Genomic DNA, 18,620 nt, shown 5'->3' with positions numbered 1-18,620 from the left:
GCAATAAACAGTCAGTTTAGACGCAGCCTGCCGGCTTGTCACTTTTCGCACTGGTAAATACCATAATCATATAAACAAATTTTGTTTAGCCACGCGGAGCAAGCAAAATGATTGCTGCACCAAGCAGGCATACCAGTGCACCACTGATATCCCATTTATCCGGTACAGATCCTTCTACCAGCCAAGACCACAGCAACGAACAGCAGATATAAATACCGCCGTAAACGGCATATGCCCGTCCGGCAATATTGCTTTCCACCAGCGTCAGCAACCATGCAAACAACAACAGTGACAGTGTGCCGGGTAGTAGCCAGAGTACTGATTTGCCCATGCGTTGCCAGACCCAGAAAGAAAAACAGCCGCTGATTTCAGCAACAGCAGCCAGAAAATAATAAACAAAAGATTTCATGGTGAGTTTTCGAATCAGTCTGATTGATTGTGGCCACCTGCCTTGCAGATGCAGAAATAAAGAGAACCGCTTATACCATAATAGTCTTACCTGCACCGGACAATCTGATTTCAGCAGGATATCTGCCAAAGGTGAGTGCTGTTGCCAGTGTAACTGCAATACAAAACCTGATTCAAACCTTGCTGTTCTGAATTTAAATACATTATCAAAATAATTAATTGATTCTGCTGATGTCCGGTTATTTATTGGTATTAAATTGACCAGCAATAACCATATAAACATTGTTTATTCAATAAATTTTTATTTTAGAGTATATTAATATGTAAATAAAATTTATTGTCTATTCTCGGAGCAAAAAATGAAAAAAGCAATTGTCCAGTTTTCAACCATTAATGCATTGATGGCAGGGTTGTTTGATGGAGTATTTAGTGTGGGAGAAGCAAAAAAATATGGTGATTTTGGTTTAGGCTGTTCTCATGCTCTGGCCGGTGAGGTAATTGTTGACCATGATTTTCTGGAGGCCGACGGTGATAAGGCGGTTAAGGTGATGGGCGATAATGAGCTGTTGCCGTTCGTACAGGTTACAACATTTCAGCCTGATAAAGTCGTGGATATAACTGATGTCTGTAAAAGCAATCTGTATGCGCATCTGGCGCACTATCTGCCTCTGGATAATGTATTCGTGGCAGTAAGAATCAGCGGACAGTTTGATGAGCTGAAGATTCGTCGTCCGTTTGCTCAGCATAAACCTTATCCGTCTGTTGTTAAAGTTTTTGAACAGCAAGTCGTGGATACGGTAGAAAATGTCACCGGCACATTAATCGGTTTCTGGACGCCAGAGTTTTTCAAAGAATTATCTGTAGCCGGTTTTCATCTACATTTTATTGATACTACACGTAAACTTGGTGGTCATGTTATAGATTTTTCTGCAAGTAATGCTGAGCTGGCGTATGAGTGCAAACAATCGGTTCAAATTGCTTTACCTGAAAGTGAAGAATATTTACGCAAGAATCTGAAAATGGATGATTTAAATAAAGTTATTAAGCAAGTAGAAAATTAATCAGCGCGTGTTACACTATTATTGATTATCTGGAGTAAATTAAGGGGAGAGAACAAAATTTTCCGGTATTACCGAATAACTCCTGTCTGTATCTGCTCTGAAAGTGTCAGCCATGAAAAAAATAATTGCGCTATTTTGTTTGTGCTTACTGGCAGCCTGTAACCGGCAGCCGGATGAATCAGGTGCAGCTTCTGCAGAAGCTGCCAGTAAACCTCGGCATATGCCTCTGGCCATTGATCCGGTATTGACTACGTCTGTAGATCAGCAATTGCTGGCATTACAGAAGAAACTGCCACAGCAACACAAACAGAATCTGTTTACAGCAGCTGTACGGCACAATCAGACTATTTATTATTCGTATACCATGCTGGACAGTAAGCGAAATCAGGCTAATTTCAATCCGGCATCAGTGAAAAAGGATTTAGAGCAGGCGTGCCGTCAGCCTCTGACACGGCGTATGTTGTTGGGGGGATTTAATTTTGTGTATGTTTATACTTTTCAGGATCATTCACAGGTAAGTGTGCCGTTGTCTGGCAAAGATTGTCGCTAAGATATTATATGCAGGCTGTTTAATGAAAAAAGGGGCAGAGGTGCCCCTTTATAGCGGTCTTTTGTCTATTGCTGTTTTAACCGGGCAAATGCTGCCGCCATAGCATTATCTGTGCCGGATACATTTTGTGTTTTACCATTTTGCCGGCGTGGTCGTTCGTGTTGGCGGGATGCAGGCTGAGCATCGTCGTTCAGACGCATGGACAGAGCAATACGTTTACGCGCTATATCAACATCGATAACCTTCACTTTAACTACGTCGCCGGTTTTAACAATATCACGAGGATCAGCAATATAGCGGTCAGCTAAGGCAGAAACATGTACCAGTCCGTCCTGATGCACGCCAATATCGACAAAAGCACCAAATGCGGCCACATTACTGACTACGCCTTCAAGAACCATGCCAGGTTTAAGGTCGCTGATGTCTTCGATACCATCAGCAAATGTTGCGGTCTGGAATTCACCGCGCGGGTCACGACCGGGCTTTTCCAATTCAGCCAGAATGTCGTTAATCGTAGGTAAACCGACATTAGCATCGATATAATCTGCGGGTTTAAGTGTTTTGAGCACACTGCGGTTGCCAATCAGCTGGTCAGCCCGCAGCTGAGCCGTTTTGAGCATTCTGGCAACGATAGGATAGCTTTCCGGATGGACTGCACTGGCATCCAGAGGTTCATCACCGCCCTGAATACGCAGAAAGCCGGCTGCCTGTTCAAAAGTTTTACTGCCCAGACGCGGTACTTTAAGCAGAGTTTTGCGATTGGCAAAAGCACCATTCTGGTCACGATAACTGACAATATTCTGTGCCAGTGTACTATTAAGACCGGAAATGCGCGCCAGCAGGGCAACTGATGCGGTATTCACATCCACTCCGACAGCGTTTACACAATCTTCTACGACTGCATCCAGACTTTTGGCCAGCTGGCTCTGGTTAACATCATGCTGATATTGACCAACACCAATTGATTTAGGGTCGATTTTCACCAGTTCTGCCAGCGGGTCTTGCAGGCGGCGGGCGATAGACACAGCACCGCGCAGACTGACATCAAGCTCAGGAAATTCTTTGGCTGCTAAAGCAGAAGCGGAGTAAACAGAGGCACCGGCTTCAGAAACAACGATTTTTTGCAAATGATAATCAGGCAGGGCACGAATCAGTTCACCGGCCAGCTTGTCGGTTTCACGACTGGCCGTACCGTTACCAATGGCAATCAGCCGGACTTTATATTGTTTTACCAGATGCATCAGTGCAGTCAGAGCACCTTTCCAGTCGTTACGCGGCTGGTGCGGATAGATAGTAGCTGTTTCCAGTAGCTTACCGGTATCATCAACTACCGCTACTTTTACTCCGGTACGGATACCGGGATCCAGACCGATAGTGGTAAGACAGCCGGCCGGAGCTGCAAGCAGCAAATCTTTCAGATTTTGGGCAAATACACTGATGGCAGCCTGATCAGCATTTTCTTTAAGCCGGTTGAGGGCTTCAAGTTCCAATGAAAGAAAAATTTTGGCACGCCAGCTTAAGCGCACTGTGTCACGTAACCAGCGGTCAGCAGCACGTCCGATATCTGCGATACCAAACTGTTGTGCAATCAGTTGCTCATAAATACTCTGTTCGCCGGCAGGTGTATCATCAGGCTGGTATTTCAGACTGAGCGACAATATACCTTCATTACGACCGCGCAGTATGGCCAGAGCACGATGGCTGGGCATGCTGTGAATCGGTTCACGGTGATTAAAGTAATCTTTGAATTTCTCACCGGCACTTTCCTGACCTTCGATAACTGTGGCATGGATTTCGCCTTCACGCCACAATTTCTCGCGCAAACGTCCTATCAGAGCGGCTTCTTCGGCAAATTGTTCCATCAGAATTGCGCGCGCTCCGTCCAGAGCGGCTTTGCTGTCAGCGACATTGTCATTTAAATAATTTAGTGCGGCAGTTTCCGGATCCAGATCTGGCTGAGTAAGCAGTGATTCAGCTAATGGTGCCAGCCCGTACTCGCGTGCAATTTGTGCCTTGGTACGGCGTTTGGGTTTATAAGGAAGATAGATATCTTCAAGAGCAGTTTTATTATCAGCGTCTTCTATGCTCTGGCGCAGCTCATCAGTCAGTTTGCCCTGTTCTTCGATGCTGGATAATACAGTTTGTTTGCGTTCCTGTAATTCACGCAGATATTGTAATCGTTCAGCTAGCGTCCGCAGCTGAGTATCATCCAGTCCGCCTGTGGCTTCTTTACGGTAGCGTGCCACAAACGGTACCGTAGCGCCATCATCCAGCAGGTCAATCGCTGCCTGAATTCGTGCGGAAGCAACATTCAGCTCTGAAGCAATTTTTTCAGTGATGTTCATAACAGTCTAATAAGCAATAAAAAGGCAAGCATAGCCGGCTGAAGTGGCTTTGTCACCTGTTCATGTCAGTTAAAAAGCCAGTTAGTTATACCAAATGCTGAATAAGATGAGCGGTATCGATAAAAAAGCTATTTGTCTGAGACAAATAGCTTTTAAATATCCTTAGAATCAGGCAGATTTAGCCGGCTATCGGATAGGTGCCCGGTATCAGAATATCTTTATTAACGGTTTTGATATCAGTGTGACCGGTAAAGGCCATGCTGATATCCATTTCGTTATAAATAATTTCCAGTGCACGTGTTACACCATCCTCACCATATGCACCCAGACCATACAGGAATGCGCGGCCAATTAGTGTACCCTTGGCTCCCATAGCAATAGCTTTGAGAACATCCTGTCCGCTGCGGATACCACTATCCAGCCAGACTTCAATATTATTGCCTACAGCAGAAATAATATTGGGTAATGCATGGATGGTCGAAGGAGCGCCGTCCAGCTGGCGACCACCATGATTAGACACTATAATTGCATCTGCGCCGGATTTCACAGCCATTTCAGCATCTTCGGCATCAAGAATGCCTTTAATAATCAATTTTCCGCCCCATAGATTTTTGATTTCTTCAATGTCTTTCCAGCTGAGGCGCGGATCAAACTGTTCAGATGTCCATGAAGACAATGATGTCATGTCGGCAACACCTTTGGTATGACCGACAATATTACGGAAAGTGCGACGCTGTGTATTCAGCATAGCCAGACACCATTCCGGCTTAGTAGCCAGATTCATCCAATTGCGCAGTGTGGGTTTAGGCGGCGTAGACAGCCCGTTTTTAATATCTTTATGCCTTTGTCCCAGAACCTGTAAATCAGCAGTAACCACCAATGCTGAGCATTTGGCTTCCTGAGCGCGGCGAATCAGATCGCGCATGAATTCGCGGTCACGCATAACATATAATTGAAACCAGAACGGAGCACTGGTATTTTCTGCCACGTCTTCAATAGAACATATAGACATAGTAGACAGCGTAAACGGCACACCGAATTTTTCGGCCGCACGTGCGGCCAGAATTTCTCCGTCGGCATGCTGCATACCGGTTAATCCGGTAGGTGCCAGTGCCACCGGCATTTTTACTGTCTGACCTGCCATTGTTGTTTCCAGTGTACGGCCGGTCATATCGGTCAATACACGCTGGCGTAATTTAATTTCCTGAAAATCATTACTATTGGCATGATAGGTAGATTCAGTCCACGAACCAGTATCAGCATAATCATAAAACATCTTAGGTACTTTGCGTTTGGCAACTTTACGCAAATCTTCGATACAGGTTATTTTGCTTAATTTGTTTTGCATGTGGATACCTATTTTTCAAATTTTCTTTGAAGAAAACAGTCTTAGCTAGAGAAGATAATGTTATACATCAATTTTATTTGGTTGTAATCACCATCATTGATTTCCAACTGATTCTTAAATAGTTATTCATCTGCCGGAATCAGAATGAAGCTGGCAGACAGGAATCAGAATTCAGACAACGCGCGATAGTTTATATATCATCACCATAATCAGAATTAGCAGGCAGCTAATGCCAACCAGCATAGTCCATGGTCCCCAGCGTTGTGAGCGTCCGCAAAATCCGGCAGTTAGTATGGCACAACAGACACCAAGTAAAATCAGTAAAATATAAAAATCCATCTTTCGCTCCAGTTGTATTTCTTTATTGTAAATAATCGCTACGATTATTGTAACGGTCAGTTTGCCAATATGTCTGTTTTTTTACAGGACATTAAATATTCACAATTTCTGCTTATTGATATTTTTATCTGTATAAATGATTATAAACTGGTAATAATAATAAAATCAGAAATTTTGCGGCAGAAATGACAGATATAAACAGATATAAATGGTATTTTTTAGTCTGCAGAGCTATGGCCAGATAAAATAAAACCCCGCTTGGAAGCGGGGTTAAATAGTATCAGGAAAAAATTAGTCTTTTTTCTCTTTATCTTTTACTTCTTCAAATTCAGCGTCTACAACGTCATCGCTGCCTTTGCTTTGTGACTGTTCAGTCTGAGTACCGGCCTGCTGACCTTCGGCCTGTGCCTGAGCATACATCATTTCACCCAGTTTCTGGCTGGCTGTACCTAAAGCCTCGGCTTTAGCATCAATGGCAGCTTTATCTTCGCCTTTAACAGCTTCTTCAGCTTCCTTGATGGCTGCTTCAATTTTTTCTTTTTCAGCAGCATCCAGTTTGTCGCCATATTCAGTCAAAGATTTCTGTACTGAATGAATCAAAGCTTCAGCCTGATTGCGACTGCTTACCAGTTCGGATAGTTTGCGATCTTCCTCAGCATTAGCTTCTGCATCTTTTACCATGCGTTCGATTTCTTCTTCGCTCAGACCGGAAGAAGCCTGAATGGTGATATTAGCTTCTTTGCCGGTACCTTTGTCTTTTGCAGATACATGCAAAATACCGTTGGCGTCGATATCAAAAGTAACTTCTACCTGAGGTACACCACGGGGTGCAGGAGGAATATCACCCAGATTAAATTGTCCCAGACTCTTATTAGCAGAAGCACGTTCACGTTCACCCTGTAATACATGGATGGTTACCGCACTTTGATTATCTTCAGCTGTAGAGAATGTCTGAGTTGCTTTAGTCGGAATGGTAGTGTTTTTGTTGATGAGTTTAGTCATCACACCGCCCATGGTTTCAATACCCAGAGACAAAGGTGTTACATCAAGTAACAGCACATCGTTACGGTCACCGGCCAGTACGGCACCCTGAATAGCAGCACCTACAGCAACAGCTTCATCAGGATTAACATCACGGCGCGGTTCTTTACCAAAGAAATCTTTAACAGCTTCCTGTACTTTTGGCATACGGCTTTGACCGCCTACCAAAATAACATCATTAATATCATTTACGCTCAGACCGGCATCTTTAATTGCAGTGCGGCAAGGTTCGATAGAGCGGGTAATCAGATCTTCTACCAGACTTTCAAATTTGGCACGGGTAATTTTCATCGCCAGATGTTTCGGGCCGGAAGCATCCATAGTGATGTAAGGCAGATTGATTTCTGTCTGCTGACCACTGGAAAGTTCGATTTTCGCCTTTTCAGCAGCTTCTTTCAGACGTTGCAGAGCCATTACATCATTTTTCAGATCGATACCCTGATCTTTTTTGAATTCATCAATGATGTAGTTAATCAAACGCTGGTCGAAGTCTTCACCGCCCAGGAATGTATCACCATTGGTGGCCAGTACTTCAAACTGTTTGTCGCCATCAACTTCAGCGATTTCAATAATAGAAATATCAAATGTACCACCGCCAAGGTCGTATACGGCAATCTTGCGGTCGCCTTTTTCGCCTTTATCCATACCGAAAGCCAGAGCTGCGGCAGTAGGTTCATTGATAATACGTTTTACATCCAGACCGGCAATACGACCGGCGTCTTTAGTAGCCTGACGCTGACTGTCATTAAAATAAGCCGGCACGGTAATAACAGCTTCAGTTACTTTTTCACCCAGATAATCTTCAGCTGCTTTTTTCATTTTACGCAATACTTCGGCAGATACTTGCGGAGGTGATAGTTTTTCACCATGTGCTTCTACCCATGCGTCGTTATTATTTGCTTTAACAATCTGAAAAGGCATAGATTTAATATCGCGCTGTACTTCAGCATCATCAAATTTGCGACCGATCAGACGTTTTACAGCATAAATAGTATTTTTCGGATTAGTAACAGCCTGACGTTTGGCTGGTGCACCTACCAGAATTTCGTTATCGTCCAGATAAGCAACAATTGAAGGCGTAGTACGTGCACCTTCTGCATTTTCAATTACTTTAGTCTGGCCACCTTCGGAAATGGCAACACAGGAGTTGGTGGTACCTAAGTCAATACCGATTACTTTTGCCATAATTAATAATCTCCTAATTATTTAATTTCGTACTTTGCGCCGCTATATTACGGCTGCAAACAGGGTGGTTAATTACCACCGCCATACTATTGCTAATGAATCGTAAATGGGTATGCCCGGCACGATTTCAAGCATAGTTTTGCAAAATTTATCTATTTAATCGCATCCGGAAAATCTGCTTTAACATCAATAGCGTTTACTTACACAGCTGTATGTTATATTCATTCAGGCTTAAACAGTATAATCATCTGACTTTCGTTAATACCGTCTGATACTTTTTTGCTTTATATCAGACGGTATTTTGCTATAAAAGTATACAATCACATTCAGGTTAGTGATTTCTGTCTGGCTGTAGTCTGTATCTTTATGATTTAGGAGTATGTTGTATGCCTGTAAAAATTGGGTTTAAACCCATTCCCGCGGCTATTGCGCTGATAATCGCTCTGATTATCTGGTTCATACCGGTTCCAGAGGGGGTTTCACCTCAGGCATGGCATTTACTGGCCATGTTTGTCGGAGTTATTGCTGCCATTATCGGCAAAGCAATGCCAATTGGTGCACTATCTATTATTGCCATTATGCTGGTTGCCTTAACCGGTGTAACCAATAATGATCCCAGTAAGGCTATGGGTGATGCCTTAAGCAGTTTTGGTAATCCGCTGATCTGGCTGATTGGTGTGGCAATTATGATTTCGCGCGGTTTATTAAAAACCGGTCTTGGTGCACGTGTGGGCTATCTGTTCATTAGGTTATGGGGTAAACGTACTCTAGGTGTTGCCTATAGTCTGGCCGTAGTGGAATTAATACTGGCTCCGGTTACACCGAGTAATACTGCTCGTGGCGGTGGCATTATTCACCCAATCATGAAGTCTATTGCATCCAGCTATGATTCTGATCCTGAAAAGGGCACAGAAAAACGTATGGGTAAATTTCTGGCTCTGGTAAATTATCATGCCAATCCCATCAGCTCAATCATGTTTATTACTGCTACCGCTCCTAACCCGTTAATTGTGAGGCTGATTGCCGATGTAACCAATAAAAATATTAATCTGACATGGGGTACATGGGCTTTGGCAATGTTAATACCGGGTCTGATAGCGATGTTCCTGATGCCACTGATTATTTACTGGTTGTATCCGCCTGAAATCAAGCAAACACCCAATGCCGTTGCTTTTGCTCAAGAGCGTCTGAAAGAGCAGGGGCCGATGACCCGTGATGAAAAAATCATGCTGGGTATTTTTGCAGTATTGCTGATTTTATGGGCAGGTGTGCCGGCCATGCTGTTTGGTGATGCATACATTATAGACGCGACCACTACTGCATTCATTGGTTTGTCATTGTTATTGTTAACCGGTGTATTAAGCTGGGATGATATTCTGAAAGAAAAAAGTGCATGGGATACCATTACCTGGTTTGCTGCATTAGTCATGATGGCTACTTTCCTGAATAAACTCGGATTGATTAAATGGTTCTCTGGTGTGCTGGAAAGCAGCATAGGCGGACTGGGTATGGGCTGGATGGGTGCCTGTGCCTTATTATTACTGGCTTATATGTATGCGCACTATATGTTTGCAAGTACTACTGCTCACATTACAGCCATGTTTGCTGCCTTCTATTCTGCCGGTCTGGCGCTTGGCGCACCTCCGATGCTGTTTGCACTGATGATGGCTGCAGCTTCCAGCATCATGATGACACTAACGCATTATGCTACTGGTACTTCACCTGTGATATTCGGTTCAGGCTATGTTACTTTAGGCGAATGGTGGAAAGTCGGTTTCATCATGAGTGTAGTCGAACTGATTATATTTGTGTTTATCGGTGGTGTTTGGTGGAAAGTTCTGGGTTATTATTAATCTGATTAATCTATTATTGCAGGCTGCCATAAAGTATGGCAGCCTGTTTCGTTGTCTGAAATCAAATTCAATGAATTTTTAAAGAATTTCACTTGTTGCGTTTGTATAGAATGGGTTATGATGCCCTGCCTTAAGGGAGTAGTTGCACAGGTGGTTTCTTCAAGCCTGTGGTTACGGTCAACATATTTACAGTTTTTGCTGTATGGTCGTAACGTCCTTGCCTGTTGGCGGACTAACGAGACTTGAGACACATAAAACCGTTACGGCGGGGGTTTTATTGTGTCTTTTGTCTTTTGCCCGCCAACGGTATTCTGAAAATGATTCATGCTTTTCTTTCTTCTGTCATTCCAGTTGCGCTTGCTGAAATTGGTGACAAAACTCAATTACTGACTTTATTTCTGGCAACCCGATTTTCGCGCAAATATTCCATCATTGCCGGTATGCTTTGTGCCACCTTACTTAATCATATTGTTTCTGCATGGTTTGGCGTAGAAGTAGCACGTTTTTTTACGCCGCAGTTAATGGGCTGGGTTGTAAGCTTCAGTTTTCTGATAGTGGGTTTATGGCTGTTAAAGCCGGACAAAGATGATGGTGTAGATACTCGGTTTATGCGTTATGGTCCGTTCGTGGCTACCGCAGTATTATTTTTTCTGGCAGAAGTGGGTGATAAAACCCAAATTGCTACTATTTTGCTGGCAGCTCAATACCGTGATTTATTTTCAGTAGTTCTGGGTAGTACAGTAGGTTTGTTATTAGCTAATGTTCCGGTAATATTTTTCGGAAACTGGCTGATGCAGCGTTTACCCTTAAACCGTATCCGTATAGGAGCCTGCATTCTGTTCTGTCTTTTAGGTATTATCACCCTGATTCAGACATGGTTATATTAAAAATTATCAGATAACTCTGCAAAATTTATAACATTAAGCGGATTCAAATATTATGCAAAAACAGTTGAAACAACGGTGTGAATGGGTCAACGCCGACCCATTGTATGAACACTATCATGATTTTGAATGGGGAAAAATACAGAGAGACGGGCAAAAACTGTTTGAAAAGATTTGTCTGGAAGGCCAGCAGGCGGGCTTATCATGGATTACTATATTAAAAAAACGCGATGAATACCGGCGTTGTTTCTATGATTTTAATCCGCATCAAATTATTACAATTACCGATATTGAACCACTATTACAGAATTCCGGGCTTATTCGCCATCCGGCCAAACTCAAAGCAATTATTAATAATGCCCATGCATATCTATCCATGCAGCAACATGGGGAAGATTTTGCCAGTTTTATCTGGTCATTTGTTAATGATCAACCGATTATCAATCACTATAAACATTTATCAGAGGTGCCAACACAGACAGAAATTAGTCGCGCTATGTCCAAAGCTTTAAAAAAGCGTGGTTTTAGCTTTGTAGGTCCGACTACGTGCTATGCGTTTATGCAATCAATGGGATTAGTAAATGATCATTTAACAAACTGTTTTTGTGCCCAGCATTAAAATAACTATTAAAAGATCCATTTTTTTTAAGCTATAAAAATAAAAAATGTTATTTTTGTTTTTTCTGTTCGCAGTATTTAAATTCCAATAACTCTGAATATTTTTTTTGACACTCAATTATGTTTTTTTGTTGTGCAATAATTGACTGTAGTTTCGCAATAGTTGATTGTAGTTTCGCAATAGTTGACTGTTGTTGTTCAATAACTGGCAGTAGTTGTCTCTTTAATTCAAGACAACCTTGAGTATAACCCTGAGTATAACCATTTTGATATATTTGGGATGATTGATGTCTAAACTCCATTTGTGCTTTTTTATAACCATTGCTGAATCCAAAACTCTCGCTATTAGCAATCATATTGCCCAAAGCGAAACCATTCAAAATGGAATTGGTACTCATAATTATTAAACTCCGAACTATTCTCAATTAATCAATAATATAAACTACCATAAAGCAAGAAGTTAATCCATTAAAACCGTATGAGAATTAACAACTATTTCTGTGATTCATCATGTAATTTGCTTTTAACGTTTACGCAAATAACCTAAAACACGAAAAGAATCTATTTTCCATAATCCATCTTTATAAATTAACGGAAAAGTGGCACGACTACTGGCAGTAGGACCAGGATTTTGCTGAACGATCTCAATATCATTGTCAGTAACTTTACTGATAATGGCTACGTGGCCATATTTAGACCAGCCTAAGACAATAATATCGTCAACTTGAGGTTTTGTAGGGGAGCCGTTATGGAACTGAAGTAAATTACGTTTAGGATTAAGATTTCCATCTGGTATCGAATCATCAAAAATTGTTTGGCATGCCCGTAACTGTCAGGCATTTTATGATTAAAGCGTTCATAATAGTAGCGCTTAATAAATTCGACACATTGATACTTTAATCCTAAATTATAGCCATCTGGTGCTATATTTCTTTCACTTACATGGCTGATTTTTCCATTGTAGTAAACCTTAACACCATTATATTCATCGACAACCGTACCTATTTTCTCTCATCGACAAAGAGATCTTCATATACATAATAAAAACTGAATCCTAATAATATTAATACAATAATTATTGGGAAGAAAACTTTTTTAGATTTAAGTAACATTTTGTTTTCCTATTATTTAATATTTTATCATTATGTTAATTAATAATTAAAAGTAAATTTAAGAAGGATGAATTAATTTTATGATTTTTATTTATGTAGTTAAGTACAATCTTTGGAATTATCAAAAACATCAGGAGAATAAATTAAATAACGTAAACTCTGTATATATATATTACAATAATATAAAAATACCCGTACACCAGATAATTTGCCTTACAATTATATTTTGTAAAGATTTCAGTCACTGGTTAATTATCCAAATCAGCAAATTGTGCTATAAAACTACATTGTGTATGTATTTAAATGTGGACGTAACGAGTAATTGTTATGCAAAACAAGTTCAGATTTAGCTTTTATTTCATTATCTGTTTATTGTTTTTCAGTGATATGGATGTGGTTTGGGCTGAAGACACAACAGCAGCTGTATCCACAGCCAGTGAGCCTAAATCTGTGGTCTGGTATGCTTGTCCGCTGGCAAATAATCATGTCAGCTATACAACCAAACCTTTAGATGTTCAGTGTCAGATTGCAAAGTATCCACCTGCAGATGATGATAATCTAAAAAAATATTCTCTGGAAAATCAAAATACTCCGGGTTTGGAGCAGTTGCAGCGTCTTTGGTACAGTGCTGAATTTGGACGAGACAGTGACTTAATGAAGACACCGGCTTCACCCAAAATAGGTATTTCACTGCGACAACAGCCCCCGAAACCTGAAACTGTGACTATGATTAGAAACAAAAATAATATGGTTACAGTACCGGCTAAAATAATCACTATACCCAAACTGACACCAAAACAACTGGTTCAACGTGATATTGCCAGTGAACAGAATGCATTGACAATAGCCCAGCAAAAGTTACGTCAGGCACAAAAGCAGGGAGCAACAGCACAAATTCAGCGCTGGCAACAAAATATAACAGACCGGCAAGCCAATATCCGCGTATTAAAGCAGGAACTCAGCCGATACTAAAAATTAATTTGTTTGCTATTGAATAAAATATAAGTACTCAAACTTGCAGCCAGAATGTTACCGGTCCGTCATTAATCAGAGAAACCTGCATATTTGCGGCAAAGATACCGGTTTTAGTCACAATTTGTTTCTGGCATAATTCAACAAAATAATTATACAAATCATTGGCTTTTTCTGGTGCTGCACCTTTTGTAAAACTAGGGCGCATCCCTTTTTTAGTGTCGGCAGCAAGCGTAAATTGCGAAACAACCAGTAACTGACCATTAGCCTGCTTAACGTTCAAATTCATTTTATTATCCTGATCACTGAAAATCCGATAACCAAGTACTTTGTCACAGAGACGTTCAGCTTTTTGTAAATCATCTCCTTCTTCCACACCTAATAACACCAGTAATCCCTGATCTATTTGTCCGACTATTTCAGAGTTTACACAGACGCTGGCTTCTTTCACACGCTGTATTAATGCAATCATAGAAAATCCTGTTTCGAATCTGTTTGAATTTAAATTCATTTATAGATTACAGATTATTTAATCAATTTCATATGATTAAATAATCTGTAATCATATATAACTTAAATCATTAAATCAGAAAATTTTGTGCATCAAAAAACGCCTGCTATAGAGTACAGGCGTTTTTTGATTGCTCTAAAACTTAATCAGCATCATGAATAAATTTTACCCCAGTTAACTGCGAAGCCAGAATAGCAGACTTAATCATGCGCAAGGCTTTAGGACGAACAAAATTTCGTCTGGAGGCCAGAACCACGCGCCGTTCCGGTGTCGGACTAGTAAAAGGAATAATACTGAACAACAGATGATCATTCTCTGTTAAAGCTGTAGCTGGCATGACACTAATACCCAGACCACTGGCCACCATATGTCTGATCGTATTGATAGAACTTCCCTGAATACTATTAGACAGTCCCTGAATTTTCTGACGCGAAGCCAATTCCTGACAGCTAGCCAGTACATTATCACGCATACAGTTGCCTTCGGTGAGCAGTAATACCCGTTCTTCACCTAGTTGCTTTGGTGTAACCTCGTCCAATTGCTCGAAAGCATGGCCTTTTGGAACAATAACAAAAAAAGGCTCATCATAAAGCGGAATAGTTTCCAGCCCGGTTTCAACAAATGGTTCTGCTACTACAATAGCATCCAGATCACCACGCTTAAGTGATTCTTTTAATACATCTGTATAGTTTTCATCCAGCTGTAATGGCATTTCAGGAGCCATCTCTCGCAAAGATAAAATCAACTTTGGCAGCAGATACGGTGCAATGGTAAAAATCAGACCAAGTTTAAATATTCCTTCCAGCTCACTCTGTTCCTGATTCGCCATCAGCTTAATACGATCAGCTTCTTCAAGAACACGGCGAGCCTGTACCACAATTCGCTGGCCAGCATCAGTTGTCATTACCTCATTACTGCTGCGATCAAATAATGCCAGCCCAAGCTCCTCTTCCAGCTTCTTAATTGCAATGGATAAAGTAGGCTGACTTACAAAACATCGCTGGGCAGCACGTCCAAAATGTTTTTCCTGAGCTACAGCCACAATATAGCGCAATTCAGTCAGCGTCATTAACTGGCCTTTTTCTTTCCTGTTTCAGGTAAAGTAATATTCAATGCCAATACATCCATACCGTTTTTCTTTTCCTGAGAAATATGAATATCATTTAAAGAAACATGAACATATTTTGATAACACTTCCAGTAACTCTTTTTGTAGTGTAGGTAAATAATCCGGTGTATGAGTGGCTCGCTCCTGCGCAATAATAATTTGTAAACGATCGCGAGCCGTTTTTGCGGATTGTTGCTTCTTACCAAAAAGAAAATCTATTATAGACATGTCTTATCCTCCAAACAGTCGCTTGAGAAAACCTTTTTTCTCAGTATCCAGAAAACGGATTGGACGATCCTCACCCAGCAAACGAGCGACAACATCTTTATAAGCTTCAGCAACAACTGAATTTTCCTGCAAAATAACCGGCGTACCAGAATTAGATGCCTGTAATACATTTTGTGATTCAGGAATGACACCAATTAATGGAATGCGCAAAATATCCTGAATATCCTGTACAGACAGCATTTCACCTTTTTCTACACGTTCAGGTGAATAACGGGTAATCAGTAAATGCTCTTTTACCGGTATTCCATTAGTTTCGGCACGGCGAGATTTGCTGGATAAAATACCCAGAATACGGTCAGAGTCACGTACACTGGAAATTTCCGGATTAGTAGTGACGATGGCTTCATCGGCAAAATATAAGGCCATTAATGCACCTTGTTCAATACCAGCAGGTGAATCGCAGACTACATATTCAAAGCCCATCTTCTCAGTCAGATCTTTTAAAACCTTTTCTACACCATCGCGGGTAAGTGCATCTTTATCCCGGGTCTGAGAGGCAGGTAATACATAAAGATTTTCACAATGTTTATCTTTAATTAATGCCTGATTCAGGGTAGCTTCATCCTGAATAACATTAATCAGATCATAAACTACACGGCGTTCGCAACCCATAATCAAATCCAGATTACGTAAGCCCACATCAAAATCAATTACTGCAGTTTTATGGCCTGCTAAAGCCAGACCTGTTGAAATACTGGCACTGGTTGTGGTCTTACCAACACCACCTTTACCTGACGTCACCACAATAATCTTTGCCACAATCAAAATCCTTTTGTTATATAAATGAATCTGTCAATACACTCAAAAATCAGTCATAAAATTAATGTGCCTGAATCGCACTAAGCACCAGCCGGTCATTCTGCAGGAAAATCTGTACAGGGTGACGATACAGATGTGCTGGTAATTGCTGATCAAAAATGCGATAAATTCCTGCTACCGATACCAGTTCGGCCTGCATAGACTGTGCAAAAATGCGAGTATCCTTATTTCCGGCAGCACCAGCCAAAGCCCGGCCGCGTAAAGGGCCATAGATATGAATATTGCCATCCGCAATAATTTCCGCCCCTTCACTTACCAGTCCCAGAACAATTAAATCAGATTTTTCTGCATAAACCTGCTGACCGGTACGAATAGTGCGATCTATTACCAGAGTTGGTAAGGCAGAAACAGATGAAGTAAATTTTTCTTTTTCAGTAATTTGTGGTATTTGCGCCTCAGTTACAGCTTTGACGCGTGCACTGGCCTGTTCCTCTGGAAGAATGCTAAAGGCAATATTATGCTGTTTAGCCAGATTGGACCAGGATAAATCGGTATGGCGGATAGCAATAATGCGCAAATTATATCGTGCAAACAGCGCAATCAGCTTCGCTAAATTCACATTTGCCTGATTGGAAAGATTTTGCAGATCCAGAGTAAAAGGCATATTGCGTAAATTACCAAAACGTTCTGCCCGTTGCTTTAGTTCCTGGTTAATCAAAGTCAGATCATCTGTCAGTAATTGTACTGACAGCGTATCCAGACGCGCAGATTTCACATTAAAAGCAGCATTCATTAACGTGTTTGCCCAAGTAAATTATGGTTAGAATATAGAGTAAGTATTGAAGTGTACCGTTTTGGTTAAAAGGCTTCAATTGCAACACGAAGTCTCAGGTAAAATAATCGTCTTTTAGTTAGAAAAATTAATAATGACAACTAGCTCCATTTGCCTGAAAAAAGCACACAGGCCAAGCGTAAACATTGTTGGTGCAGGTAAGGTTGCCTCAACATTAGCCATAATCTGGCATCAAAGTAAACTGATTAATATTCAGGCAGTCTGGAATCGTAATTTTTCAGCTGCAGAGTATCTTAAAAATCACATACCGCACATCCAAGTACACAAACAGCTAGAAACATTACCACCAGCGGATATTATAGTCATAGGTGTAAGCGATCAGTTCATTGAAGAAATTAGTAGGAAAATACATCAAATTGACTGGCTAAAGGCTGACACATTGATACTTCATTTTAGTGGTGCATTAAATAGCAATATATTAATACCTCACAATCAACAAAAATTATTAGTAGGTTCATTACATCCGGTATTTGCCTTTGCTTCGATAGAAACGGCCATCAATACTTTACCGGGGCATCTATGTGCAATAGAAGGCGATGCAGAAGCATTACCTTTATTATATAAATTGGCACAGGCAGCAAATTTATCCTACTTTAATATTGATTCTGCTCAGAAAAGCCGTTATCACGCAGCTCTCTCCATCAGTGCAAATTTTTTAGTAACATTAAATGCTTTCGCAAGAAATATATTGGCTTCACTGTCTTTGTCGCAAGAATTAGCAGAAACTCTAGTAAATCAACTAATGCAGCAAAATCTCAATCAATTACAGATGATGTCTCCAGGCAAAGCCTTAACCGGCCCCATTAAACGTGGTGACAGCAATACCATTGCTCGCCACTGGCAATCATTAAAACAATCAGAACAAACACTATATAAAGCATTGGCAGAGCAAACCTTACACTTAACCACATTGAGTGCAGAAAAACAGCAACAGATTTTGCAAATAATCAATACGCAAGAGAATTAGAAAGTAAATACACAGCTATAGAATACGAATTTGAAGTAATCAAGAATAGAGGATCAAAAATAAACTCAGTAAAAACAGTTGAGTGAGGAGAAAGTGAAAAATAAATGCAGGCAGGAGTTGACAGAGGATTAGTGGAGGCGTATAGTTCGCCTTCTTCGCTGATGACGCGACACGAAACAAACGAACAGTTTAAAGTAGAACGCAGTCGAAAGCAATGCTCTTTAACAGAACAGATTACCGATAAGTGTGAGTGCCAAGAGGCCTCACACTGATTCAGAGAGACAAGATAAAAACATTTCTTGTCAATAACTTTGAAGCAGACCAGTGAAACCGAAGGGAACTTCGGGATTACAAAAAAGCTAAGATTAAACATAAGAGTTTGATCCTGGCTCAGATTGAACGCTGGCGGCATGCTTTAC

The 18,620-nt window shown here is 41.0% G+C and carries 19 protein-coding genes; 7 read left to right on the top strand and 12 right to left on the bottom strand.

Going from position 1 to position 18,620, the window contains the following annotated elements:
- Positions 1–85: 85 nt before the first annotated feature.
- On the bottom strand, positions 86–568 hold the full coding sequence (locus H3V00_RS10870; RefSeq protein WP_232339802.1) for a YnfA family protein: 483 nt from the start codon (positions 566–568) through the stop codon (positions 86–88).
- Positions 569–767: 199 nt separating this feature from the next.
- Here H3V00_RS10870 and budA point away from each other — a divergent pair, with 199 nt between their 5' ends.
- Together budA and H3V00_RS10860 are read left to right on the top strand one after the other, a co-directional pair.
- A complete protein-coding gene (budA, locus tag H3V00_RS10865) occupies positions 768–1,469 on the top strand; it encodes an acetolactate decarboxylase (RefSeq protein WP_198208070.1) in 702 nt (233 codons plus the stop codon).
- 112 nt (positions 1,470–1,581) lie between these two features.
- Positions 1,582–2,019, top strand: coding sequence for a hypothetical protein (locus tag H3V00_RS10860; protein WP_037393202.1), 438 nt, complete (start codon positions 1,582–1,584; stop codon positions 2,017–2,019).
- Positions 2,020–2,084: 65 nt separating this feature from the next.
- On the opposite strand, the gene H3V00_RS10855 is transcribed toward H3V00_RS10860, so the two are convergent.
- The 4 genes from H3V00_RS10855 to dnaK form a co-directional block, all read right to left on the bottom strand.
- A complete protein-coding gene (locus H3V00_RS10855; protein ID WP_198208072.1) occupies positions 2,085–4,364 on the bottom strand; it encodes a Tex family protein in 2,280 nt (759 codons plus the stop codon).
- A gap of 178 nt (positions 4,365–4,542) precedes the next feature.
- Positions 4,543–5,712, bottom strand: coding sequence for an alpha-hydroxy acid oxidase (locus H3V00_RS10850; RefSeq protein ID WP_198208075.1), 1,170 nt, complete (start codon positions 5,710–5,712; stop codon positions 4,543–4,545).
- A 171-nt stretch (positions 5,713–5,883) separates the two neighbouring features.
- The gene (locus H3V00_RS10845; RefSeq protein WP_167539456.1) at positions 5,884–6,051 is read right to left on the bottom strand and encodes a hypothetical protein; all 168 of its coding nucleotides are present in this window, start codon (positions 6,049–6,051) and stop codon (positions 5,884–5,886) included.
- Between the two features lie 291 nt (positions 6,052–6,342).
- Entirely contained in the window at positions 6,343–8,277 is a 1,935-nt protein-coding gene (gene dnaK, locus H3V00_RS10840) for a molecular chaperone DnaK (protein WP_198186759.1), read from the bottom strand.
- A gap of 398 nt (positions 8,278–8,675) precedes the next feature.
- On the opposite strand from dnaK, the gene H3V00_RS10835 reads away from it, so the two are divergent.
- The 3 genes from H3V00_RS10835 (at position 8,676) to H3V00_RS10825 (ending at position 11,633) form a co-directional block, all read left to right on the top strand.
- Positions 8,676–10,130, top strand: a complete 1,455-nt coding sequence (locus H3V00_RS10835) for an anion permease (RefSeq protein ID WP_096766331.1) — start codon at positions 8,676–8,678, stop codon at positions 10,128–10,130.
- A gap of 320 nt (positions 10,131–10,450) precedes the next feature.
- Positions 10,451–11,017, top strand: a complete 567-nt coding sequence (locus tag H3V00_RS10830; RefSeq protein WP_198208083.1) for a TMEM165/GDT1 family protein — start codon at positions 10,451–10,453, stop codon at positions 11,015–11,017.
- Between the two features lie 52 nt (positions 11,018–11,069).
- Positions 11,070–11,633, top strand: coding sequence for a DNA-3-methyladenine glycosylase I (locus tag H3V00_RS10825; RefSeq protein WP_096766317.1), 564 nt, complete (start codon positions 11,070–11,072; stop codon positions 11,631–11,633).
- Between the two features lie 49 nt (positions 11,634–11,682).
- Here H3V00_RS10825 and H3V00_RS10820 read toward each other — a convergent pair whose 3' ends face one another.
- A complete protein-coding gene (locus tag H3V00_RS10820; protein WP_198208077.1) occupies positions 11,683–12,030 on the bottom strand; it encodes a hypothetical protein in 348 nt (115 codons plus the stop codon).
- Between the two features lie 125 nt (positions 12,031–12,155).
- The gene (locus tag H3V00_RS11710; RefSeq protein WP_370570107.1) at positions 12,156–12,428 is read right to left on the bottom strand and encodes a CHAP domain-containing protein; all 273 of its coding nucleotides are present in this window, start codon (positions 12,426–12,428) and stop codon (positions 12,156–12,158) included.
- Positions 12,429–13,071: 643 nt separating this feature from the next.
- On the opposite strand from H3V00_RS11710, the gene H3V00_RS10810 reads away from it, so the two are divergent.
- A complete protein-coding gene (locus H3V00_RS10810; RefSeq protein ID WP_198208079.1) occupies positions 13,072–13,716 on the top strand; it encodes a hypothetical protein in 645 nt (214 codons plus the stop codon).
- 37 nt (positions 13,717–13,753) lie between these two features.
- Here the strand turns inward: H3V00_RS10810 and dtd are convergent, their stop codons facing one another.
- The 5 genes from dtd to minC form a co-directional block, all read right to left on the bottom strand.
- The gene (gene dtd / locus H3V00_RS10805; protein ID WP_025329957.1) at positions 13,754–14,188 is read right to left on the bottom strand and encodes a D-aminoacyl-tRNA deacylase; all 435 of its coding nucleotides are present in this window, start codon (positions 14,186–14,188) and stop codon (positions 13,754–13,756) included.
- A 181-nt stretch (positions 14,189–14,369) separates the two neighbouring features.
- Positions 14,370–15,296, bottom strand: coding sequence for a hydrogen peroxide-inducible genes activator (locus H3V00_RS10800; RefSeq protein ID WP_084547468.1), 927 nt, complete (start codon positions 15,294–15,296; stop codon positions 14,370–14,372).
- Positions 15,296–15,562: a cell division topological specificity factor MinE gene (minE, locus tag H3V00_RS10795; protein WP_025329959.1), complete on the bottom strand. Its 267-nt coding sequence runs from the start codon at positions 15,560–15,562 to the stop codon at positions 15,296–15,298. Before minE ends, H3V00_RS10800 begins: the two co-directional genes overlap by 1 nt.
- Before the next feature lie 3 nt (positions 15,563–15,565).
- Positions 15,566–16,381, bottom strand: coding sequence for a septum site-determining protein MinD (gene minD, locus H3V00_RS10790; RefSeq protein WP_025329960.1), 816 nt, complete (start codon positions 16,379–16,381; stop codon positions 15,566–15,568).
- Between the two features lie 61 nt (positions 16,382–16,442).
- Positions 16,443–17,174 carry a septum site-determining protein MinC gene (minC, locus tag H3V00_RS10785; RefSeq protein WP_025329961.1) on the bottom strand — a complete coding sequence of 244 codons (732 nt, stop codon included), beginning with the start codon at positions 17,172–17,174 and terminating at the stop codon, positions 16,443–16,445.
- A 133-nt stretch (positions 17,175–17,307) separates the two neighbouring features.
- On the opposite strand from minC, the gene H3V00_RS10780 reads away from it, so the two are divergent.
- Positions 17,308–18,201, top strand: coding sequence for a Rossmann-like and DUF2520 domain-containing protein (locus H3V00_RS10780; protein ID WP_198208081.1), 894 nt, complete (start codon positions 17,308–17,310; stop codon positions 18,199–18,201).
- Positions 18,202–18,620: the final 419 nt, after the last annotated feature.

It is taken from the genome of Snodgrassella sp. W6238H11, assembly GCF_016100525.1.
Taxonomy (GTDB): Bacteria; Pseudomonadota; Gammaproteobacteria; order Burkholderiales; family Neisseriaceae; genus Snodgrassella; species Snodgrassella alvi.
This window is presented reverse-complemented; position numbering and strand designations above follow the sequence as displayed.

Coding starts and splice junctions, on each gene's coding strand:
- budA (WP_198208070.1), top strand. CDS start 768: ATGAAAAAAGCAATTGTCCAGTTTTCAACCATTAATGCATTGATGGCA.
- H3V00_RS10860 (WP_037393202.1), top strand. CDS start 1,582: ATGAAAAAAATAATTGCGCTATTTTGTTTGTGCTTACTGGCAGCCTGT.
- H3V00_RS10855 (WP_198208072.1), bottom strand. CDS start 4,364: ATGAACATCACTGAAAAAATTGCTTCAGAGCTGAATGTTGCTTCCGCA.
- H3V00_RS10850 (WP_198208075.1), bottom strand. CDS start 5,712: ATGCAAAACAAATTAAGCAAAATAACCTGTATCGAAGATTTGCGTAAA.
- H3V00_RS10845 (WP_167539456.1), bottom strand. CDS start 6,051: ATGGATTTTTATATTTTACTGATTTTACTTGGTGTCTGTTGTGCCATA.
- dnaK (WP_198186759.1), bottom strand. CDS start 8,277: ATGGCAAAAGTAATCGGTATTGACTTAGGTACCACCAACTCCTGTGTT.
- H3V00_RS10825 (WP_096766317.1), top strand. CDS start 11,070: ATGCAAAAACAGTTGAAACAACGGTGTGAATGGGTCAACGCCGACCCA.
- H3V00_RS10820 (WP_198208077.1), bottom strand. CDS start 12,030: ATGAGTACCAATTCCATTTTGAATGGTTTCGCTTTGGGCAATATGATT.
- H3V00_RS10810 (WP_198208079.1), top strand. CDS start 13,072: ATGCAAAACAAGTTCAGATTTAGCTTTTATTTCATTATCTGTTTATTG.
- dtd (WP_025329957.1), bottom strand. CDS start 14,188: ATGATTGCATTAATACAGCGTGTGAAAGAAGCCAGCGTCTGTGTAAAC.
- H3V00_RS10800 (WP_084547468.1), bottom strand. CDS start 15,296: ATGACGCTGACTGAATTGCGCTATATTGTGGCTGTAGCTCAGGAAAAA.
- minE (WP_025329959.1), bottom strand. CDS start 15,562: ATGTCTATAATAGATTTTCTTTTTGGTAAGAAGCAACAATCCGCAAAA.
- minC (WP_025329961.1), bottom strand. CDS start 17,174: ATGAATGCTGCTTTTAATGTGAAATCTGCGCGTCTGGATACGCTGTCA.
- H3V00_RS10780 (WP_198208081.1), top strand. CDS start 17,308: ATGACAACTAGCTCCATTTGCCTGAAAAAAGCACACAGGCCAAGCGTA.